10 protein-coding genes are annotated in these 15,051 nt (G+C 64.8%); 3 read left to right on the forward strand and 7 right to left on the reverse strand.

Annotated features, from left to right (window positions below; genetic code table 11):
• Nucleotides 1-11: 11 nt before the first annotated feature.
• Together C1A13_RS11100 and C1A13_RS11105 are read right to left on the reverse strand one after the other, a co-directional pair.
• Nucleotides 12-734 carry a response regulator gene (locus C1A13_RS11100; protein ID WP_101551978.1) on the reverse strand — a complete coding sequence of 241 codons (723 nt, stop codon included), beginning with the start codon at nt 732-734 and terminating at the stop codon, nt 12-14.
• On the reverse strand, nt 727-3,426 hold the full coding sequence (locus C1A13_RS11105; RefSeq protein WP_101551980.1) for a sensor histidine kinase: 2,700 nt from the start codon (nt 3,424-3,426) through the stop codon (nt 727-729). Before C1A13_RS11105 ends, C1A13_RS11100 begins: the two co-directional genes overlap by 8 nt.
• A 315-nt stretch (nt 3,427-3,741) precedes the next feature.
• Between C1A13_RS11105 and kdpA the strand changes: the two genes are divergently transcribed.
• From kdpA to kdpC, 3 genes are read left to right on the forward strand one after another with little or no spacing between them, the layout of a single operon-like run.
• Nucleotides 3,742-5,484 carry a potassium-transporting ATPase subunit KdpA gene (gene kdpA, locus C1A13_RS11110; RefSeq protein ID WP_101551982.1) on the forward strand — a complete coding sequence of 581 codons (1,743 nt, stop codon included), beginning with the start codon at nt 3,742-3,744 and terminating at the stop codon, nt 5,482-5,484.
• Between the two features lie 13 nt (nt 5,485-5,497).
• The gene (gene kdpB / locus C1A13_RS11115) at nt 5,498-7,567 is read left to right on the forward strand and encodes a potassium-transporting ATPase subunit KdpB (protein WP_101551985.1); all 2,070 of its coding nucleotides are present in this window, start codon (nt 5,498-5,500) and stop codon (nt 7,565-7,567) included.
• Nucleotides 7,568-7,584: 17 nt separating this feature from the next.
• Nucleotides 7,585-8,190 (forward strand): potassium-transporting ATPase subunit KdpC, encoded by a 606-nt coding sequence (gene kdpC / locus C1A13_RS11120; protein ID WP_101551987.1) that lies wholly within the window; start codon nt 7,585-7,587, stop codon nt 8,188-8,190.
• Between the two features lie 129 nt (nt 8,191-8,319).
• Here the strand turns inward: kdpC and C1A13_RS11125 are convergent, their stop codons facing one another.
• The 5 genes from C1A13_RS11125 to C1A13_RS11145 form a co-directional block, all read right to left on the reverse strand.
• The gene (locus C1A13_RS11125) at nt 8,320-9,366 is read right to left on the reverse strand and encodes an FAD:protein FMN transferase (protein ID WP_101551989.1); all 1,047 of its coding nucleotides are present in this window, start codon (nt 9,364-9,366) and stop codon (nt 8,320-8,322) included.
• 62 nt (nt 9,367-9,428) lie between these two features.
• A complete protein-coding gene (locus C1A13_RS15130) occupies nt 9,429-11,471 on the reverse strand; it encodes a hypothetical protein (RefSeq protein WP_242970864.1) in 2,043 nt (680 codons plus the stop codon).
• Nucleotides 11,472-11,491: 20 nt separating this feature from the next.
• The gene (locus C1A13_RS11135; protein ID WP_101551991.1) at nt 11,492-12,508 is read right to left on the reverse strand and encodes a polyprenyl synthetase family protein; all 1,017 of its coding nucleotides are present in this window, start codon (nt 12,506-12,508) and stop codon (nt 11,492-11,494) included.
• The gene (locus C1A13_RS11140; RefSeq protein ID WP_417007773.1) at nt 12,501-14,501 is read right to left on the reverse strand and encodes an NAD(P)/FAD-dependent oxidoreductase; all 2,001 of its coding nucleotides are present in this window, start codon (nt 14,499-14,501) and stop codon (nt 12,501-12,503) included. The genes C1A13_RS11135 and C1A13_RS11140 overlap by 8 nt, the downstream gene beginning before the upstream one ends.
• 50 nt (nt 14,502-14,551) lie before the next feature.
• On the reverse strand, nt 14,552-14,881 hold the full coding sequence (locus tag C1A13_RS11145) for an ArsR/SmtB family transcription factor (protein ID WP_242970865.1): 330 nt from the start codon (nt 14,879-14,881) through the stop codon (nt 14,552-14,554).
• Between the last annotated feature and the right edge of the window lie 170 nt (nt 14,882-15,051).

A 15,051-nucleotide genomic window follows, 5' to 3' on the forward strand; every position in this document is an offset into this window, starting at 1 on the left:
GTCGCGGGCGGTCAGGCGTCGGCCTCCGGGCTGTTCACGATGCGGAGCATCCGGTAGCCCACGCCCACGTGGGTCTGGATGTATTTCGGCTGGGAGGGGACCTGTTCGATCTTTTTGCGCAGGGTGGCCATGAAAACCCGCAGCGAGGGGGTGTCGCTCGGCAGGACGTTGCCCCAGATCTCCTTGAGAATCATATTGTGGGTGAGCACCTTCCCGACATTGTGCGCCAGCAGGCAGAGCAGCTTATATTCGATCGGCGTGAGGTGGACCTCCTCGCCGTCCACATAGGCGCAGCCCGCGGCGTAGTCAATTTTGAGCCCGCCGTTTTCAAAGACGCTGCTCTCCGCCCCCGGCCGCGCGCTGTCGTACCGGATGCGCCGTAGCGCCACCCGCACGCGGGCAAGCAGCTCGTCGGCGGAGAACGGCTTGGTCAGGTAGTCGTCCGCCCCCGCGTCGAGGGCGCTGATCTTGTCGCGGTCCTCGCTGCGCGCGCTCACCACGATGATCGGCAGGCTGCTCCAGCCGCGCACCTTTTTGATGATCTCCACCCCGTCCATATCGGGCAGGCCGAGGTCGAGGATCATGATGTCCGGATGGCCGGACACCGCCTGCATCAGCGCGGACGCACCCGTCTCGGCGGTCAGGTAGTCGTAGCCCTGCGTCTCCAGCGTGGTGGCGATCAGGTTCCGGACCGCCTTATCGTCCTCGACCACGAGGATGGAAGTCTTATTCATGGCAGTTCACCTCTTCAGCTTGCAGTGTAAAGGAAAATACAGTGCCGTGCGGGAGGTTGTCCCGCACCGTGATCGTCCCGCCGTGGGCGGTTATGATCGATTTGCAGAGCGAAAGCCCCAGCCCCAGCCCGCGGCGGCCGTCTCCCCCGCGCTTATGCTGCGCGGTGTAGAACATCTGGAAGAGCTTCTCCTTGGCCTCGTCGGGGATGCCCCCGCCGTCGTCCGCAATCTCCACCCGGACCATCTCCCCCTCCCGCCGGGCCGAGATCGTAATCCGGCTTCCGGCCGGGGTGTATTTGACGGCGTTGTCCACGATGTTGATGATCACCTGGATGATCAGCCGGGAATCCATCCGCGCCATCAGCAGGTCGTCCTCCTGCACGGTGGCGATCGTATGCTCGCAGCTCCGGCGGCTCAGGTGCAGGAGCGCCTCCCCGATCACCTCGTCGAGCAGCTCGGGCTCCATGCGGATGTTCATCGTGCCGTTTTCGATCCGCGTCACCGACAGCAGGTTCTCCACAAGGTTGATCAGCCACATCGCGTCGTCGTAGATGTCGGTGTAGAGCTGGTGCTTTTTTTCCTCGCCGAGCTTTTCCGCGCTGCCCATCAGGATGCCGGCGTTGCCGGATATGCTCGTCAGCGGGGTGCGCAGGTCGTGGGAGATCGCGCGCAGCAGGTTGGCGCGCAGCTGTTCCTGCTCCACCTGCATGGAAATCCGCTTCTTCTGCTCGGCCTCCCGCATCTTCTCCAGCGCGAGGGCGAATTCGCCCAGCATCGCGATCAGGATGTTGCGGTCGAAGACGTCGAGCGGCGCGCCGTCGTCCATCGCGATGCCCACCACCGCGAAGACGGTGTCGTGGTTGCGCACCGCGAGGTAGAGGCATTTGGAACCGGGCAGCGTGTCGGTCGTCGCGCCCGCGTGCTTGTTGTTGCGGTAGACCCAGTGGGCCACCGCGCGCTCGTCCGCCGCCGTATACCGGGCGGTATCCCCCTGTGCGCCGGGCGCGGTCCAGACGCCCGGCTCCCCGGGACCCGCCGCGTCGAGCGGATAGAGGAGCACCGTCTTGTTCAGCAGGCGGATGAGCTGGCCGGCCATCTGCTCAAACGCCTCCCGTTCGGTCTCGGCGCGCAGGAGCTTCTGGCTCGTTTCCAAAAGGACCTCGGTGCGGTAGGCCTTCATCGCGGCCTGCCGCGCCTGACTGCGAACCCGCATCGTCAGCGTGCTGGTCAGGAAGGAGGCCGTGAACATGACGCCAAAGGTGACGTAGTAGCCGGGGTCGTTGAAGCGGAAGGTGAGATAGGGGGCCGTAAACAGGTAGTTGAAGGCGAGCACGCTGAGCAGCGAGGCGGCCGCGCCGTAAATCCTGCTGCGGGTGCACATCGCGACGAAGAGCACGCCGAGGATATAGACGGTAATAATGTTCGCCTCGCGGAAGTTCCAGCGGGAAAAGAGCATGGAAATCAGGGAGGCGGCCGCGAGGATCCCGGCGGTCTTGAGGGTGTCCGCACCCGAAAGCCCGGCGGACAGCTTCCGCCAGCGGCGCGCGGCGGTGTAGGGCGGGGCGTTGTCGGGGATGATGTGGATATCGATGTTGGGCGCGAGCACGGTCAGCCGTTCCACCAGGTTCTGGCGGCGGACGAAGAGGCCCTTCCGGTTGTTCGAGCGGCCGATGACGATCTTCGAGACGCCGCTCACCTTGGCGTACTCCGCGATCTGCGCCGGGATGTCCTCTCCATAGACGGTGGCGATGTGCGCGCCGAGCTGCTCGGCCAGCCGCAGGTTTTCCCGCAGGCGGCCGCGGTTTTCCCCGTCCAGCTCGGCGGTACCGGGCGTCTCGACAAAGAGGGCGGTGAAGCTGCCGTGGAACGCTCCCGCCATGCGGGCCGCGGTGCGGATGACCTTGGCGTTGGAAGGGGAGCTCGACAGGCAGATGAGGATGTGTTCCTCGGTGTAATAGTCGGCGCCCAGCGGCTTGCCGCGCTCCGCGATGCGGTTCACCCGGTCGGCGGTGCGGCGCAGCGCGATCTCCCGCAGGGCCACGAGGTTCTCCCGCGTGAAGAAATGCCCGAGCGCCCGGTGCGCCTGGTCGGACGCGTAGATCTTCCCCTCCGACAGCCGCTCGATCAGGTCGTCCGGCTCGATGTCCACGAGCTTGACCTGGTCGGCGGAGTCAAAGACGCTGTCGGGCACCCGCTCCCGCACGATCACCCCGGTGATCGAGGCCACGATGTCGTTGAGGCTTTCGATGTGCTGGACGTTCACCGTCGTGTAGACGTCGACGCCCGCCTTGAGAAGCTCCTCGATGTCCTGGTACCGCTTGCGGTGGCGGCAGCCCTCGGCGTTCGTATGGGCCAGCTCATCCACCAGGATGAGCTGTGGGCGCCGCGCGATCGCGCCGTCGAGGTCGAACTCCCGCAGCGCGACCCCCTTGTGGGAGAGGGTGAGCGGCGGCAGCCGCTCGAGCCCGTCGAGCAGCCCGAGCGTGGCGGGCCGGGTGTGCGGCTCGATATAGCCCGCCACCACGTCCACGCCCGCGTCCTTCGCGGCATGCGCGGCTTCAAGCATCGCGTAGGTCTTGCCGACCCCCGCGGCATACCCGAAAAAGATTTTGAGGCGGCCCCGGCTTTCTTTGGGCTTCTCCCCCTTGATCCGGGTGAGGAGCTGGTCGGGGTCGAGGCGCTGTTCGTCCATTTCCGCGCACCTCCGTTTCCTTCCCCAGTTTACCACAAAGATCGTTAGAAGAACATTACGATATCCGCGCCCGATGTAAAGATTCCGTTAAGATTCCATTAAGGGCCCTTCCGTTTACGGAACCTTAACGCCGGCCCCCCAAAGCCTAACGCCGCGTTTACGGCGTCCGTGCTATAAATAGAGCGTTGAGCAAAACACCCCAACACGAAAGAAAGAGGTGACCAACGCAATGAGTGCCGTAATCGCCGCCATCGGCGCCGCATCGGTCCTGATGCTCGCTTATCTGGTTTATATTCTGTTCAGAGGTGATGAAAAATGACCAACCACATCCTGCAATATGTCCTTTATCTTTTGATCCTGGTTCTGCTGGCCGTCCCACTGGGCAAATATATGTACCACGTCATGACCGGCGAAAGGACCTTCCTCTCCCCCCTGCTGCGGCCGGTCGAAAAGGGGCTCTGCAAACTCATGCGCGTCGACCCGACCCAGGAGATGACCTGGAAGCAGTACGCGCTGGCCGCCGTGATGTTCAGCGCCTTCGGATTTCTCTTCCTGCTCCTTCTCAATCTCTTCCAGGGCGTTCTGCCCCTCAACCCCGAAGGACTGCCCGGCTGCTCGTGGCATCTCTCCTTCAACACGGCGGCCTCCTTCGTGACCAATACCAACTGGCAGTCCTACTCGGGGGAGAGCACCCTCTCCTACCTCACGCAGATGCTCGGGCTGACAGTGCAGAACTTCGGCTCGGCCGCGACGGGAATCGCTGTGATGTTCGCACTCATCCGGGGGTTCACGCGGGTGAAATCCACCGGGCTCGGCAGCTTCTGGGCCGACCTTGTGCGGGTGACCCTCTACATACTCATCCCGCTGTCCATCGTGGTCGCGCTCGTCATCGCCTCCCAGGGCGTCGTACAGACGTTCTCGCCCTATGACACCGTCGATCTGCTCCAGCCGGTTGTGCTGGAGGACGGCGCCGCCGTTACCCGGCAGGTCGTCCCGCTCGGCCCAGCCGCCAGCCAGATCGCGATCAAACAGCTGGGAACCAACGGCGGCGGCTTCTTCGGGGTCAACTCGGCGCACCCCTTTGAAAACCCGAACGCGCTTTCCAACCTCTTCGAGATGATCTCCCTGCTGCTCATCCCGGTGGCCTGCTGCTTCACCTTCGGGTACGGCGTCCGGGACAAACGCCAGGGACGCGCGCTCTTTTTGGCGATGCTCATCCTGCTGGTGGCCTTCCTCGGCATCGCAGCGGCCTCGGAGGCGGGCGCCACGCCGCAGCTCGCGCAGGAGGGCGCGGTGGGCATCTCCGCGTCCGGCGCGCAGGCGGGCGGCAACATGGAGGGCAAGGAGTCCCGCTTTGGCATCGCGGCCTCCACAACGTGGGGCGTCTTCACGACCGCGGCCTCCAACGGCTCGGTCAACTCGATGCACGACAGCTACACCCCCTTCGGCGGCATGGTGGAGATGCTCCAGATGGAGCTCGGCGAGGTCGTCTTCGGCGGCGTCGGCTGCGGTCTCTACGGCATGGTCGGCTTTGCCATTCTCACCGTCTTCATCGCCGGGCTGATGGTCGGGCGCACGCCCGAATACCTCGGCAAAAAGATCGAGCCGCGCGAGATGAAGATGGCGGTGCTCGTCTGTCTGGCCACCCCCGTCGCCATCCTGATCGGCACCGGGCTTGCCGCCGCGCTGCCCGCCACCGCCGATTCCCTCAACAACGCCGGCGCGCACGGCTTCTCCGAAATCCTCTACGCCTACTCGTCGGCCGGCGGAAACAACGGCTCCGCCTTCGCGGGCTTCAATGCGAACACCCCCTTCCTGAACGTCTCGATCGGCCTCGTGATGCTCTTTGTGCGGTTCGTGCCGCTCATCGCGACGCTCGCGATCGCGGGCTCCCTCGCGGGAAAAAAGAAGGTCGCGGAGAGCGCCGGGACCCTGCCCACCCACAACGCCCTCTTCATCGGGCTGCTGATCTTCGTGGTCCTGCTCGTCGGCGCGCTGAGCTTCTTCCCGGCGCTCGCGCTCGGACCCATCGCGGAGTTCTTCCAGATGATTGCTTAAAGGAGTGAACCTCATGAATCAAAAACAGACGGCCTTTGTCACAAAGGAGCTGATGCTCCGGGCGGTGAAGGACTCCTTCGTCAAGCTGGCCCCCAAGACCCAGCTGCGCAACCCGGTCATGTTCCTCGTCTATGTCTCGGCGGTCCTGACCACCGCCCTCTATGTCTGCTCCCTCTTCGGGGTTGCGGACGCGCGCCCCGGCTTTATCCTCGCCGTGGCGGTCATCCTCTGGTTCACCGTCCTCTTCGCCGACTTCGCCGAGGCGATCGCCGAAGGGCGCGGTAAGGCGCAGGCCGACGCGCTGCGCGCCGCCAGACAGGACGTGACCGCCAACAAAATCCCCTCCCCCGACCGCCGGGACGAGATCACCCGCGTCAAGAGCGCCTGCCTCCGGAAGGGCGACCTCGTCCTCGTCGGCGTGGGCGAACAGATCCCCGCCGACGGCGAGGTGATCGACGGCGCGGCGTCGGTCGACGAAAGCGCGATCACCGGCGAATCCGCGCCGGTCATCCGCGAATCGGGCGGCGACCGCAGCGCGGTCACCGGCGGCACCACCGTCACCTCCGACCAGCTCGTCATCCGCGTCACAAGCGAGGCGGGCGAGAGCTTTCTGGACAAGATGATCGCGATGGTCGAGGGTGCCTCCCGCAAGAAGACCCCCAACGAGATCGCGCTGCAGATCCTGCTCGTCGCTTTGACGATCATCTTCCTGCTCGTCACCGTCTCCCTCTATCCCTTTTCCGCCTTCTCCGCCGGCCAGGCCGGGATGGTCAATCCCACCTCGGTGACCGCGCTGGCCGCCCTGCTCGTCTGCCTCGCGCCCACCACGATCGGCGCGCTGCTCTCCGCAATCGGCATCGCGGGCATGAGCCGCCTCAACCAGGCCAACGTCCTCGCGATGAGCGGCCGCTCGATCGAGGCGGCGGGCGACGTGGATACCCTGCTGCTCGACAAGACGGGCACCATCACCCTCGGCAACCGGCAGGCGTACGAGTTGATCCCCGTCGACGGCACCGACATCCACGAGCTGGCCGACGCGGCGCAGCTCTCCTCGCTCGCCGACGAGACTCCCGAGGGGCGCAGCGTCGTTGTGCTCGCCAAGGAGCAGTTCGGCCTGCGCGGGCGGAACCTCGGCGGCCTGCACGCCAGCTTCATCCCCTTCACCGCCAAGACCCGGATGAGCGGCGTGGACTACGCCGGCAACGAAATCCGCAAGGGTGCGGCCGAGGCGGTCAGGGCCTACGTCGCCGGGCAGGGCGGCGCCTACTCCAAACAGTGCGAGGAGGCCGTTGAGCAGATCGCCCGCCAGGGCGGCACCCCCCTCGTCGTCGCCAAAAACGGGCGGGTGCTCGGCGTCATCCACCTCAAGGACATCATCAAGCAGGGGGTCAGGGAGAAGTTCGCCGACCTGCGCAAAATGGGCATCCGCACCGTCATGATCACCGGCGACAACCCCCTCACCGCCTCCGCCATCGCGGCGGAGGCCGGGGTGGACGACTTTCTTGCCGAGGCCACCCCGGAGGGCAAGCTGCAGATGATCCGGGACCTGCAGGCCAAAGGACACCTCGTCGCAATGACGGGCGACGGCACCAACGACGCGCCCGCGCTCGCGCAGGCGGACGTGGCCGTCGCGATGAACACCGGCACGCAGGCGGCCAAGGAGGCGGGCAACATGGTCGACCTCGACTCGTCGCCGACCAAGCTGATCGACATCGTGCGCATCGGCAAGCAGCTCCTCATGACCCGCGGCAGCCTGACCACCTTCTCGATCGCCAACGACGTGGCCAAGTACTTCGCCATCCTGCCCGCCCTCTTCATGGGGCTCTACCCCGGGCTTTCCGCCCTCAACATCATGGGCCTGCACAGCGCCGAAAGCGCCATCCTCTCGGCGATCATCTACAACGCGCTCATCATCGTGGCGCTCATCCCGCTGGCCCTCCGGGGCGTCCGCTACCGGGAGGTGCCTGCCGCGAAGCTGCTCTCCCGCAACCTCGTCGTCTACGGCCTCGGCGGTATCATCGCCCCGTTTATCGCCATCAAACTGATCGACATGCTGCTCGTCCTCTTCGGGCTCGTGCTCTAAAGAAAGGCGGTTATCACATGAAAACCCTGAAAGAATATACGGTCAAGGCGCTTGTGGTCTGCGTGGCGCTCACCATTCTCTGCGGCGTCGTCTACCCGCTCGCCGTCACCGGGATCTGTCAGCTCGCCTTCCCCAAGCAGGCGAACGGCAGCATCATCGAGATCGACGGGAAAAAGTACGGCAGCGCCCTGCTTGCGCAGGAATTTACCGGCGACGAGTACCTCTGGGGCCGCGTGATGGCCCTCAACACCGGCGCCTTCCACGATGATGACGGCAGCCCGCTCTTATACGCGGGCCCCTCCAACAAAAGTCCCGCGAGCGCGGAATACGGGCGGATGATCGCCGAGCGGGTCGAAAAAATCCGCGCCGCCCATCCCGAGCGCGCGGACGAACCCATCCCGGTGGACCTCGTGACCGGTTCCGGCTCGGGGCTTGACCCGCACATCTCCCCCGCCGCGGCCGAATATCAGGTGGAGCGGGTCGCGCGGGCGCGCGGCGTCACCGCCGATGAGGTGCGCGCGGTGATCGCGGAATACACCGACGGGCGGCTGCTCGGCATATTCGGGGAGCCTACCGTCAACGTGCTCGAGGTGAACCTCGCCCTCGACGGGATTTTAAAGTAAGATTCCCAAATGATAAGGCCCGCCGCAACTGCGGCGGGCCTTATCATGTTCCTTTTCGCTTGTAAAAAGGACCCGAAAAGCGCCTGAGGGATTGGGCTTTTCGCCGCTATTAAAAAGCCGGCAACCCATTTAAAGAACCGCTTCCGCGAAGCCGCCGCTCTCACGCAGCGACCCGTCGGGCATCACCCACAGCGCCTCGGTGTCCTCCATCCCCTCCACGAGCGCCAGTCCCTCCTCATAGGGCATGTTGTAGAGCGCCGTCGACAGCGCGTCCGCCGCCCCCGAGTCGGGCGTCAACACGCTCACCGCCGTATAATAAGCGGCGGGCATGAGCGTCTCCGGGTCGATGATGTGGTGGTAGGTCTTTCCGTCCACCGTGTAATACCGCTGGTAGCTGCCGCTCGTCACAAGCGAGCGGTCCCGAAGCCCCACCGTGCAGAGGAACTGCGGGCCGCCCTCCCCCATGCCGGGGTTCTGCACTCCCACCTTCCAGGGGGAACCGCGCCCGTCCATGCTCCCGATCGCGCGCACGTTGCCGCCCACGCTCACGAGCAGGCTTTCGATCCCCTTTTCCTCCGCCGCCCGGCAGGCCCGCTCGACCGCGTATCCCTTGGCGACCGCCCCCACGTCGAGGCGCATCTCCGGGTCCGCGAGATAGACGGTCGAGGCCGCCTCGTCGATCACGACCTTGTCGATATCGGTGTGCGCCGCCGCCTCCCGCAGCTTTTCCATCGGCGGCAGCTTGGCGGAAAGCGGGTCGTCGATCCCCCGTTCCCGGTAGTCGTGCCAGATGGACAGAACGCTCCCGAACGCGACGTTCACCTTCCCGCCCGTGAAGGTGTAGAGCTCCTTCGCCTCAAGCAGCAGGTCGATCACCGGGCGCTCCACCACGACCGGCGCGACGCCCGCGCGGTCGTTGATCGTCTTGATGTTGTGGACGCCCTCGTAGTCGTTATAGATGTCGTAGAGCCGGTGGTAGCGTTCCAGCTCGTCGTGAACGAACTGCGCCTCCTCGGTAAAAGCCGCCTTGTCGTCGGTATAGCCGACGATCGTCGTCACCGTATCGAAGAGGGTCAAAAAGGTCGCCTCATACCGCGGCGTCTCCGCCTCCGGCCGCCCGCAGGCGGGCAGCGCCGCCAGCAGCAGCGCGAGCAGGCATGCCGTCCATTTCCTCATCCGTTTGCACTCCCGAAAAAGGAAGGGACGGTCCCCGTCCCTTCCTTTTCATTTTATTCCGTTCAGCCCGCGTTTTCCGCGGCCTTCTGGAGGATCGTGTTGAAGTCGCCGATGCCGATCGTCACCGAGGCGGCCAGCTCCGCGTCCGTCGGGGAGCCGTGGTCGTTCACCGCCAGGCCGGAAAGCTCCGCCGGGGTCTTGCCCAGTGCGTACTGCGCGTAGTTCTCCGCCTGCTGGTACCACTCCAGCCCGATCCCCGAGGCCTTCTTCATGCCGTAGGCCTCCTTGAGCTCGTTCTTCGTCTGCGGCGCGACCGCCAGGTCGGTCGTGATCTTGCCCGCTTTGTCGAAATTCACGTTGCTCTGCGAGCCGTCGAGGATGCAACTCGTAATCCGGCCGTCCGGCCCGAAGGTCGCCGCCGTGTACATCGAATACGCCTGTGCCAGGCCGTCCTCGTCCCCCGCGTCGGTGGATTTCGACATGTTCGTCTCGATCCCCAGCCCGAGCTTGTCGCCCGCCTTCGCGCCCATCGGCTTCGCGTTCGCGACCGCCTTCTCGACCGTCTCGAGCCAGCCGCCGACCGACATCGTCACCGACGACGCAAGCTCCGCGTCGCCCGCGTGCCCGTCCTCCGTCACCGCGATGCCCCTGATCTCATCCAGCGTCTTGCCCGTCACGTAGGCGGCCAGCGCGTCCGCCTGCTCGTTCCACTCCCTGCCGATTCCGGAGGCCTTCTTCATGCCATACTCTTCCTTAAGCTCCTGCTTGGTCCGGAACATCGTGTCCGTTCCGACGAGCAGCTTCCCCTCCTTCGAGAAGGGGATCTTCGCCTGCACCCCGTCGATCTTGCAGTCGACGATGCGGCCGTCCGCGTCGACGAGCACCGCCACGACGTTCGAGTCCGCCTGCGCGAGGCCGTCCTCGTCGCCCGCGTCCTTCGAGCTGCCCACCGAGTTGATTACCGCCAGCCCGGTCATAAGGCCGCCCTCGCTCAGGGAGGCGGCGCCCGCGTTTTCCGCGGCCTTCTGGAGGATCGTGTTGAAGTCGCCGATGCCGATCGTCACCGAGGCGGCCAGCTCCGCGTCCGTCGGGGAGCCGTGATCGTTCACCGCCAGGCCGGAAAGCTCCGCCGGGGTCTTGCCCAGCGCGTACTGCGCGTAGTTCTCCGCCTGCTGGTACCACTCAAGCCCGATCCCCGAGGCCTTTTTCATGCCGTAGGCCTCCTTGAGCTCGTTCTTCGTCTGCGGCGCGACCGTCAGGTCGGTCGTGATCTTGCCCGCTTTGTCGAAGTTCACGTTGCTCTGCGAGCCGTCGAGGATGCAGCTCGTAATCCGGCCGTCCGGCCCGAAGGTCGCCGCCGTGTACATCGAATACGCCTGTGCCAGGCCGTCCTCGTCCCCCGCGTCGGCGGACTTGGACATGTTCGTCTCGATCCCCAGCCCGAGCTTGTCGCCCGCCTTCGCGCCCATCGGCTTCGCGTTCGCGACCGCCTTCTCGACCGTCTCGAGCCAGCCGCCGACCGACATCGTCACCGACGACGCAAGCTCCGCGTCGCCCGCGTGCCCGTCCTCCGTCACCGCGATGCCCCTGATCTCATCCAGCGTCTTGCCCGTCACGTAGGCGGCCAGCGCGTCCGCCTGCTCGTTCCACTCCCTGCCGATGCCGGAGGCCTTCTTCATGCCGTACTCTTCCTTAAGCTCCTGCTTGGTCCGGAACATCGTGTCCGTTCCGACGAGCAGCTTCCCCTCCTTCGAGAAGGGGATCTTCGCCTGCACCCCGTCAATCTTGCAGTCGACGATGCGGCCGTCCGCGTCGACGAGCACCGCCACGACGTTCGAGTCCGCCTGTGCGAGGCCGTCCTCATCGCCCGCGTCCTTCGAACTGCCCACCGAGTTGATCACCGCCAGCCCGGTCGAAAGCTCCGCGCCCGCCGGGACCTGCACCGGATTCTCCGGGGCGGGGTTCTCCTGCGGCTGCTGCGATTCACTTCCGGATGAAGCCTGCGGGCCGAAGGGGGAATACCCCTTCGGCAGATTGGAGCTGCATCCCGCCAGCAGCGAGGCCGCCAAGACGAGGCTGAGCGCCGTCGCAAAAATTCGTTTCATATCGGTTCCTCCTTCGATCGTCACCGGCCGGGCTTCGCCGCCGGCTGTAGCTTGAGGCCGTAAAATGCCCTGTCCAGTATCTCCGTGAGCCGCCGCCGCTTCTCCCCGGGAGCGCCGAGCTCCCCGAGCAGCTTGGCCGCGCGGTCGTAATAGCGTTTGGAAAGCCGGCGAGCGTCGTCGAGCCCGCCGCTCGCGCGGACCCGTTCGTCCACCTCGGCGCGCGCGAGTTTCCCTCTCCGCGCGCGCTCGAGAAAGGCGGGGTCCTGTTCGAACGCCCGGATGAGCGGCAGCGTGACGACCCCCTGCTCGTAGTCCGACCGCACCGGCTTTTTGGCGGTCGCCTCGTCCGATTCAAAATCGATGCAGTCGTCGGTGAGCTGGAAGATCATGCCGATCTGCCGCCCGAGCCGCGCGTACCGGCGGATGAGCCGCTCCTCCTCTGTAAAGAAGAGCGCGCCCGCGTAAAACGCCGCCTCAAAGAGGGCGGCCGTCTTGCCCCCGATGATCTTGAGGTAGCGGTAGGCGGTCAGCTCGAGGTTGCCGTTATTGAGGTGCTGGCCCAACTCCCCGAGGCAGATGCGCCCCACATAGTCGGGCAGCCGCAGGTCAAGGTAGCGTTCCCGGTCGCCCACCTGCGCCGCGAGCCGCAGGGAAGCGGCGAGCAGGTAGTCGCCGCAGATGACCGCCGTGCGCCTGCCGTACATGCGCTGGAGGGTGGGGATGCCGCGCCGCAGGTCGGCGTCGTCGATGACGTCATCGTGCACGAGCGTCGCGAGGTGGAGCATCTCGACGGCGGCGGCCAGCTCCGCCGCGTCGGCGGGAATCCCGCCGTCCTCCCCCTGTGCGCAGGCGAGCAGGGCGGCGGCGCGGATCATCTTGCCCCGCGCGCCCGCGAGGTGCGCGGTATAGCTGCGGATCAGACCCGGCGAGCCGGTGAGGGCCCCGTCGATGCGTTCCTTCACCGCCTCGAACGCCGCGTCAAATCCGGGGTAGCAGGCGGCCTGGGGGCGCGCCTGATTTTGTGTCGCGTCAATCATTGTAGAGATACCACTTTCTGACAAACCTGACGTTTTTCCAGTGTTTTTTTAGGGCGGGCATGACGTAGTAGTCGAGGCCCAGCGTCCTGCCGCCGCCGATGAGCACCGCAATCGCGGCGAAGATCATCCAGAAGGTGTTGAGGTAGAGCCCCGTCGTGGTGACGAACATGAACTGCAGCACGAGCGAGGCGGCGGAGGCCGGGAAGTTGAAGAGGCCGCCGATCAGCGCCAGCCCGATGAGGATTTCGAGCACCACGATGGTGATCTGCATGAACATCTGCATCCCGTCGCTGGCAAGCACCACATGGTCGACGAACCAGTTGATAAAGGGGATGTCGATCTTGAAGGCGTAGTCCGCCAGCGTGGAATGGGCCAGGTCGGTGCCGCTGACAAGCGTCACGTCCATAAATCCGAGCAGCCGGTAGCTGAACACCGCCACGCCGCTGGCCACCGCCTCGCCGACCTCGGCGGTCGCGGTGGCGACCGCGTCGACGGCCCCGGAGGTCGCGCCCGCGACCGCGTTGACCATATCAGTCACGTTGCGCGCGCCCGCGGCGGAGAGGATCTTGTTGAAGAAGCCGGTCGCGCCGCTGAAGAAGCCGGTGAGCTGCGGGGTCTGCATCCAGCCCTCGACGATCTTCATGACGCCCTCGAACACCCAGCAGACGCCCAGCCAGACGCGCAGCGGCACGAGCAAAAAGCTCGGGGTGCGGTTGGAAAAATGCCCGCCCACAAAGCTGCGGCAGTTGCGGATGGTGAAGAACTCGTGCCTCAAATAGCTGATGACCTTGTTCCAGCCGAGCACCTGCACGAAGTAGACGACGTTGATGAAATGCTTGGTAAACATCGCCAAGAAGGAGGGCAGGCAGATCATGTGGTTGGGGGTGCCCACCTGCGCGACGCCGTACCTGCCGCCGACCGACACCATGACCCCGTGGAACTTGGGACGGTAGTCCTCCAGCTCCCCCTGCCCGGTGAGCTGCACCGTCAGGTTGTGGGCGATCGTGTCGGCGCTCTGCTCGCAGTTTTCGACCATCTGCGGGACGGGGTTCTCCTCCCCCTCGGGGACGTACATGATGTTGTCGCCCGCGATGAACACGTCCTCGTGGTCGACTGCGCGCAGGTATTTGTCGGTGACGACCCGGCCGCGGCGGGCGGTCTGGAGGGCCTTGGCCGCCTCGGAGACGATGTCGCTCGACTCGATGCCCGCCGTCCAGATGACGGTGCCCGCCTGGTGGCACTCGACGGTGTCTCCCTGCTTGAGCTCGATGTAGTCCTTGCCGATGCCCGCGACGCCGGTTCCGAGCATGACCTGCACGCCCATCTTCGTGAGCCTGCGCTCCACCTTGTCGGAGAGCTTCTTCGGCAGGATGGGCACCGTGCGGTCGAGCACGTCGACGTCGAACATCGACACCTCGTCCCGGTCGATCTCGAATTTCTCGCAGAGCAGCGGCACCAGCTCGGCCAGCTCGCCCGCCATCTCGACGCCGGTGAAGCCCGCGCCGACCACATAGAAGGTCAGCAGCCTGCGGCGCTCGGCCGGGTCGGTCTCGCGCGCGGCGCGGCGGAAGACGTGGAGCAGGTGCTCGCGCAGGACGACCGCGTCGTCGTAGGACCACAGGGTATAGGAGATCTCCTCCGCGCCCGGCACGCCGAAGAAGGTCGGCTTGGAGCCGGTCGCGAGGATGAGATAGTCGTAGGGGTAGGTGCCCACGCGCCCTTCGAGCACCTTGCCGTCAAAATCGATCGAGGTGACCGTGTCAAGCACCACATGTACGTTGCGTCCCGCGAAGACCCGTTCGAGGCTGATCTTGATGCTGTCCTCATCCACGCGGTGTGCGGCGACCTCGTGCAGCTCGGTGTACATGGTGTGGAAGGGGTTTTTGTCGATGACGGTGATCTGCACGTTCTCCTGTTTTTTCAGCCGTTTCGCCAGTTTTTTGGCGGTCAGGACGCCCGCGTAGCCCGCGCCGACAATGACAATGTTTTTCAATGCTTTCATCTCCTAAATGTGAACTCCGCCAGTTCGCTCCCGGCGTGAAATCATTTGCGCTCGTTCGTTTCGCCGTCCGGGGGCATCCCCGCCGCGGCCTTCAGCAGGAAGATCTCCTCGACCGTTTCGATCAGCCGGATCGCCCGCTGGTCGACGATCTTGTAGACCATGCTCTGTCCCTGTTTGTCGCACTCAACAATCCGGTTGGCCCGCAGCAGCGTCAGGTGCTGGGAGAGCGCCGACTGGGTGATCCCCTTGAGGCGCTTGTGCAGCTGCCCGACGTTCATGGGGCCGGTCATCAAATGGCAGAGGATGACCATGCGGTTTTCGTTCGCCAGCAGCGCGCAGAGCGCCGCCGCGTCCTTCGCTGGATTCGCCATTGATTCCCCCCCGTTTTTCGTGTATAATATTAAGGAAATTAGTAATTAAGCAATTTCTAATATAATTATATCTTTGGTATTTGTCAAGTATTTATCAATGGTTTTTTGCCATTTTATATAATGTGTCCAACTTCCCCGCCATCTATTTAACAAATTACCCGATAACCGTT

This window comes from Anaerotruncus massiliensis (ex Togo et al. 2026) (genome assembly GCF_900199635.1).
GTDB classification, from domain to species: Bacteria; Bacillota; Clostridia; order Oscillospirales; family Ruminococcaceae; genus Anaerotruncus; species Anaerotruncus massiliensis.

Excerpts from the sequence above, each read along its gene's own strand:
- C1A13_RS11100 (WP_101551978.1), bottom strand. The coding sequence starts at position 734 with ATGAATAAGACTTCCATCCTCGTGGTCGAGGACGATAAGGCGGTCCGG.
- C1A13_RS11105 (WP_101551980.1), bottom strand. The coding sequence starts at position 3,426 with ATGGACGAACAGCGCCTCGACCCCGACCAGCTCCTCACCCGGATCAAG.
- kdpA (WP_101551982.1), top strand. The coding sequence starts at position 3,742 with ATGACCAACCACATCCTGCAATATGTCCTTTATCTTTTGATCCTGGTT.
- kdpB (WP_101551985.1), top strand. The coding sequence starts at position 5,498 with ATGAATCAAAAACAGACGGCCTTTGTCACAAAGGAGCTGATGCTCCGG.
- kdpC (WP_101551987.1), top strand. The coding sequence starts at position 7,585 with ATGAAAACCCTGAAAGAATATACGGTCAAGGCGCTTGTGGTCTGCGTG.
- C1A13_RS11125 (WP_101551989.1), bottom strand. The coding sequence starts at position 9,366 with ATGAGGAAATGGACGGCATGCCTGCTCGCGCTGCTGCTGGCGGCGCTG.
- C1A13_RS15130 (WP_242970864.1), bottom strand. The coding sequence starts at position 11,471 with ATGAAACGAATTTTTGCGACGGCGCTCAGCCTCGTCTTGGCGGCCTCG.
- C1A13_RS11135 (WP_101551991.1), bottom strand. The coding sequence starts at position 12,508 with ATGATTGACGCGACACAAAATCAGGCGCGCCCCCAGGCCGCCTGCTAC.
- C1A13_RS11145 (WP_242970865.1), bottom strand. The coding sequence starts at position 14,881 with ATGGCGAATCCAGCGAAGGACGCGGCGGCGCTCTGCGCGCTGCTGGCG.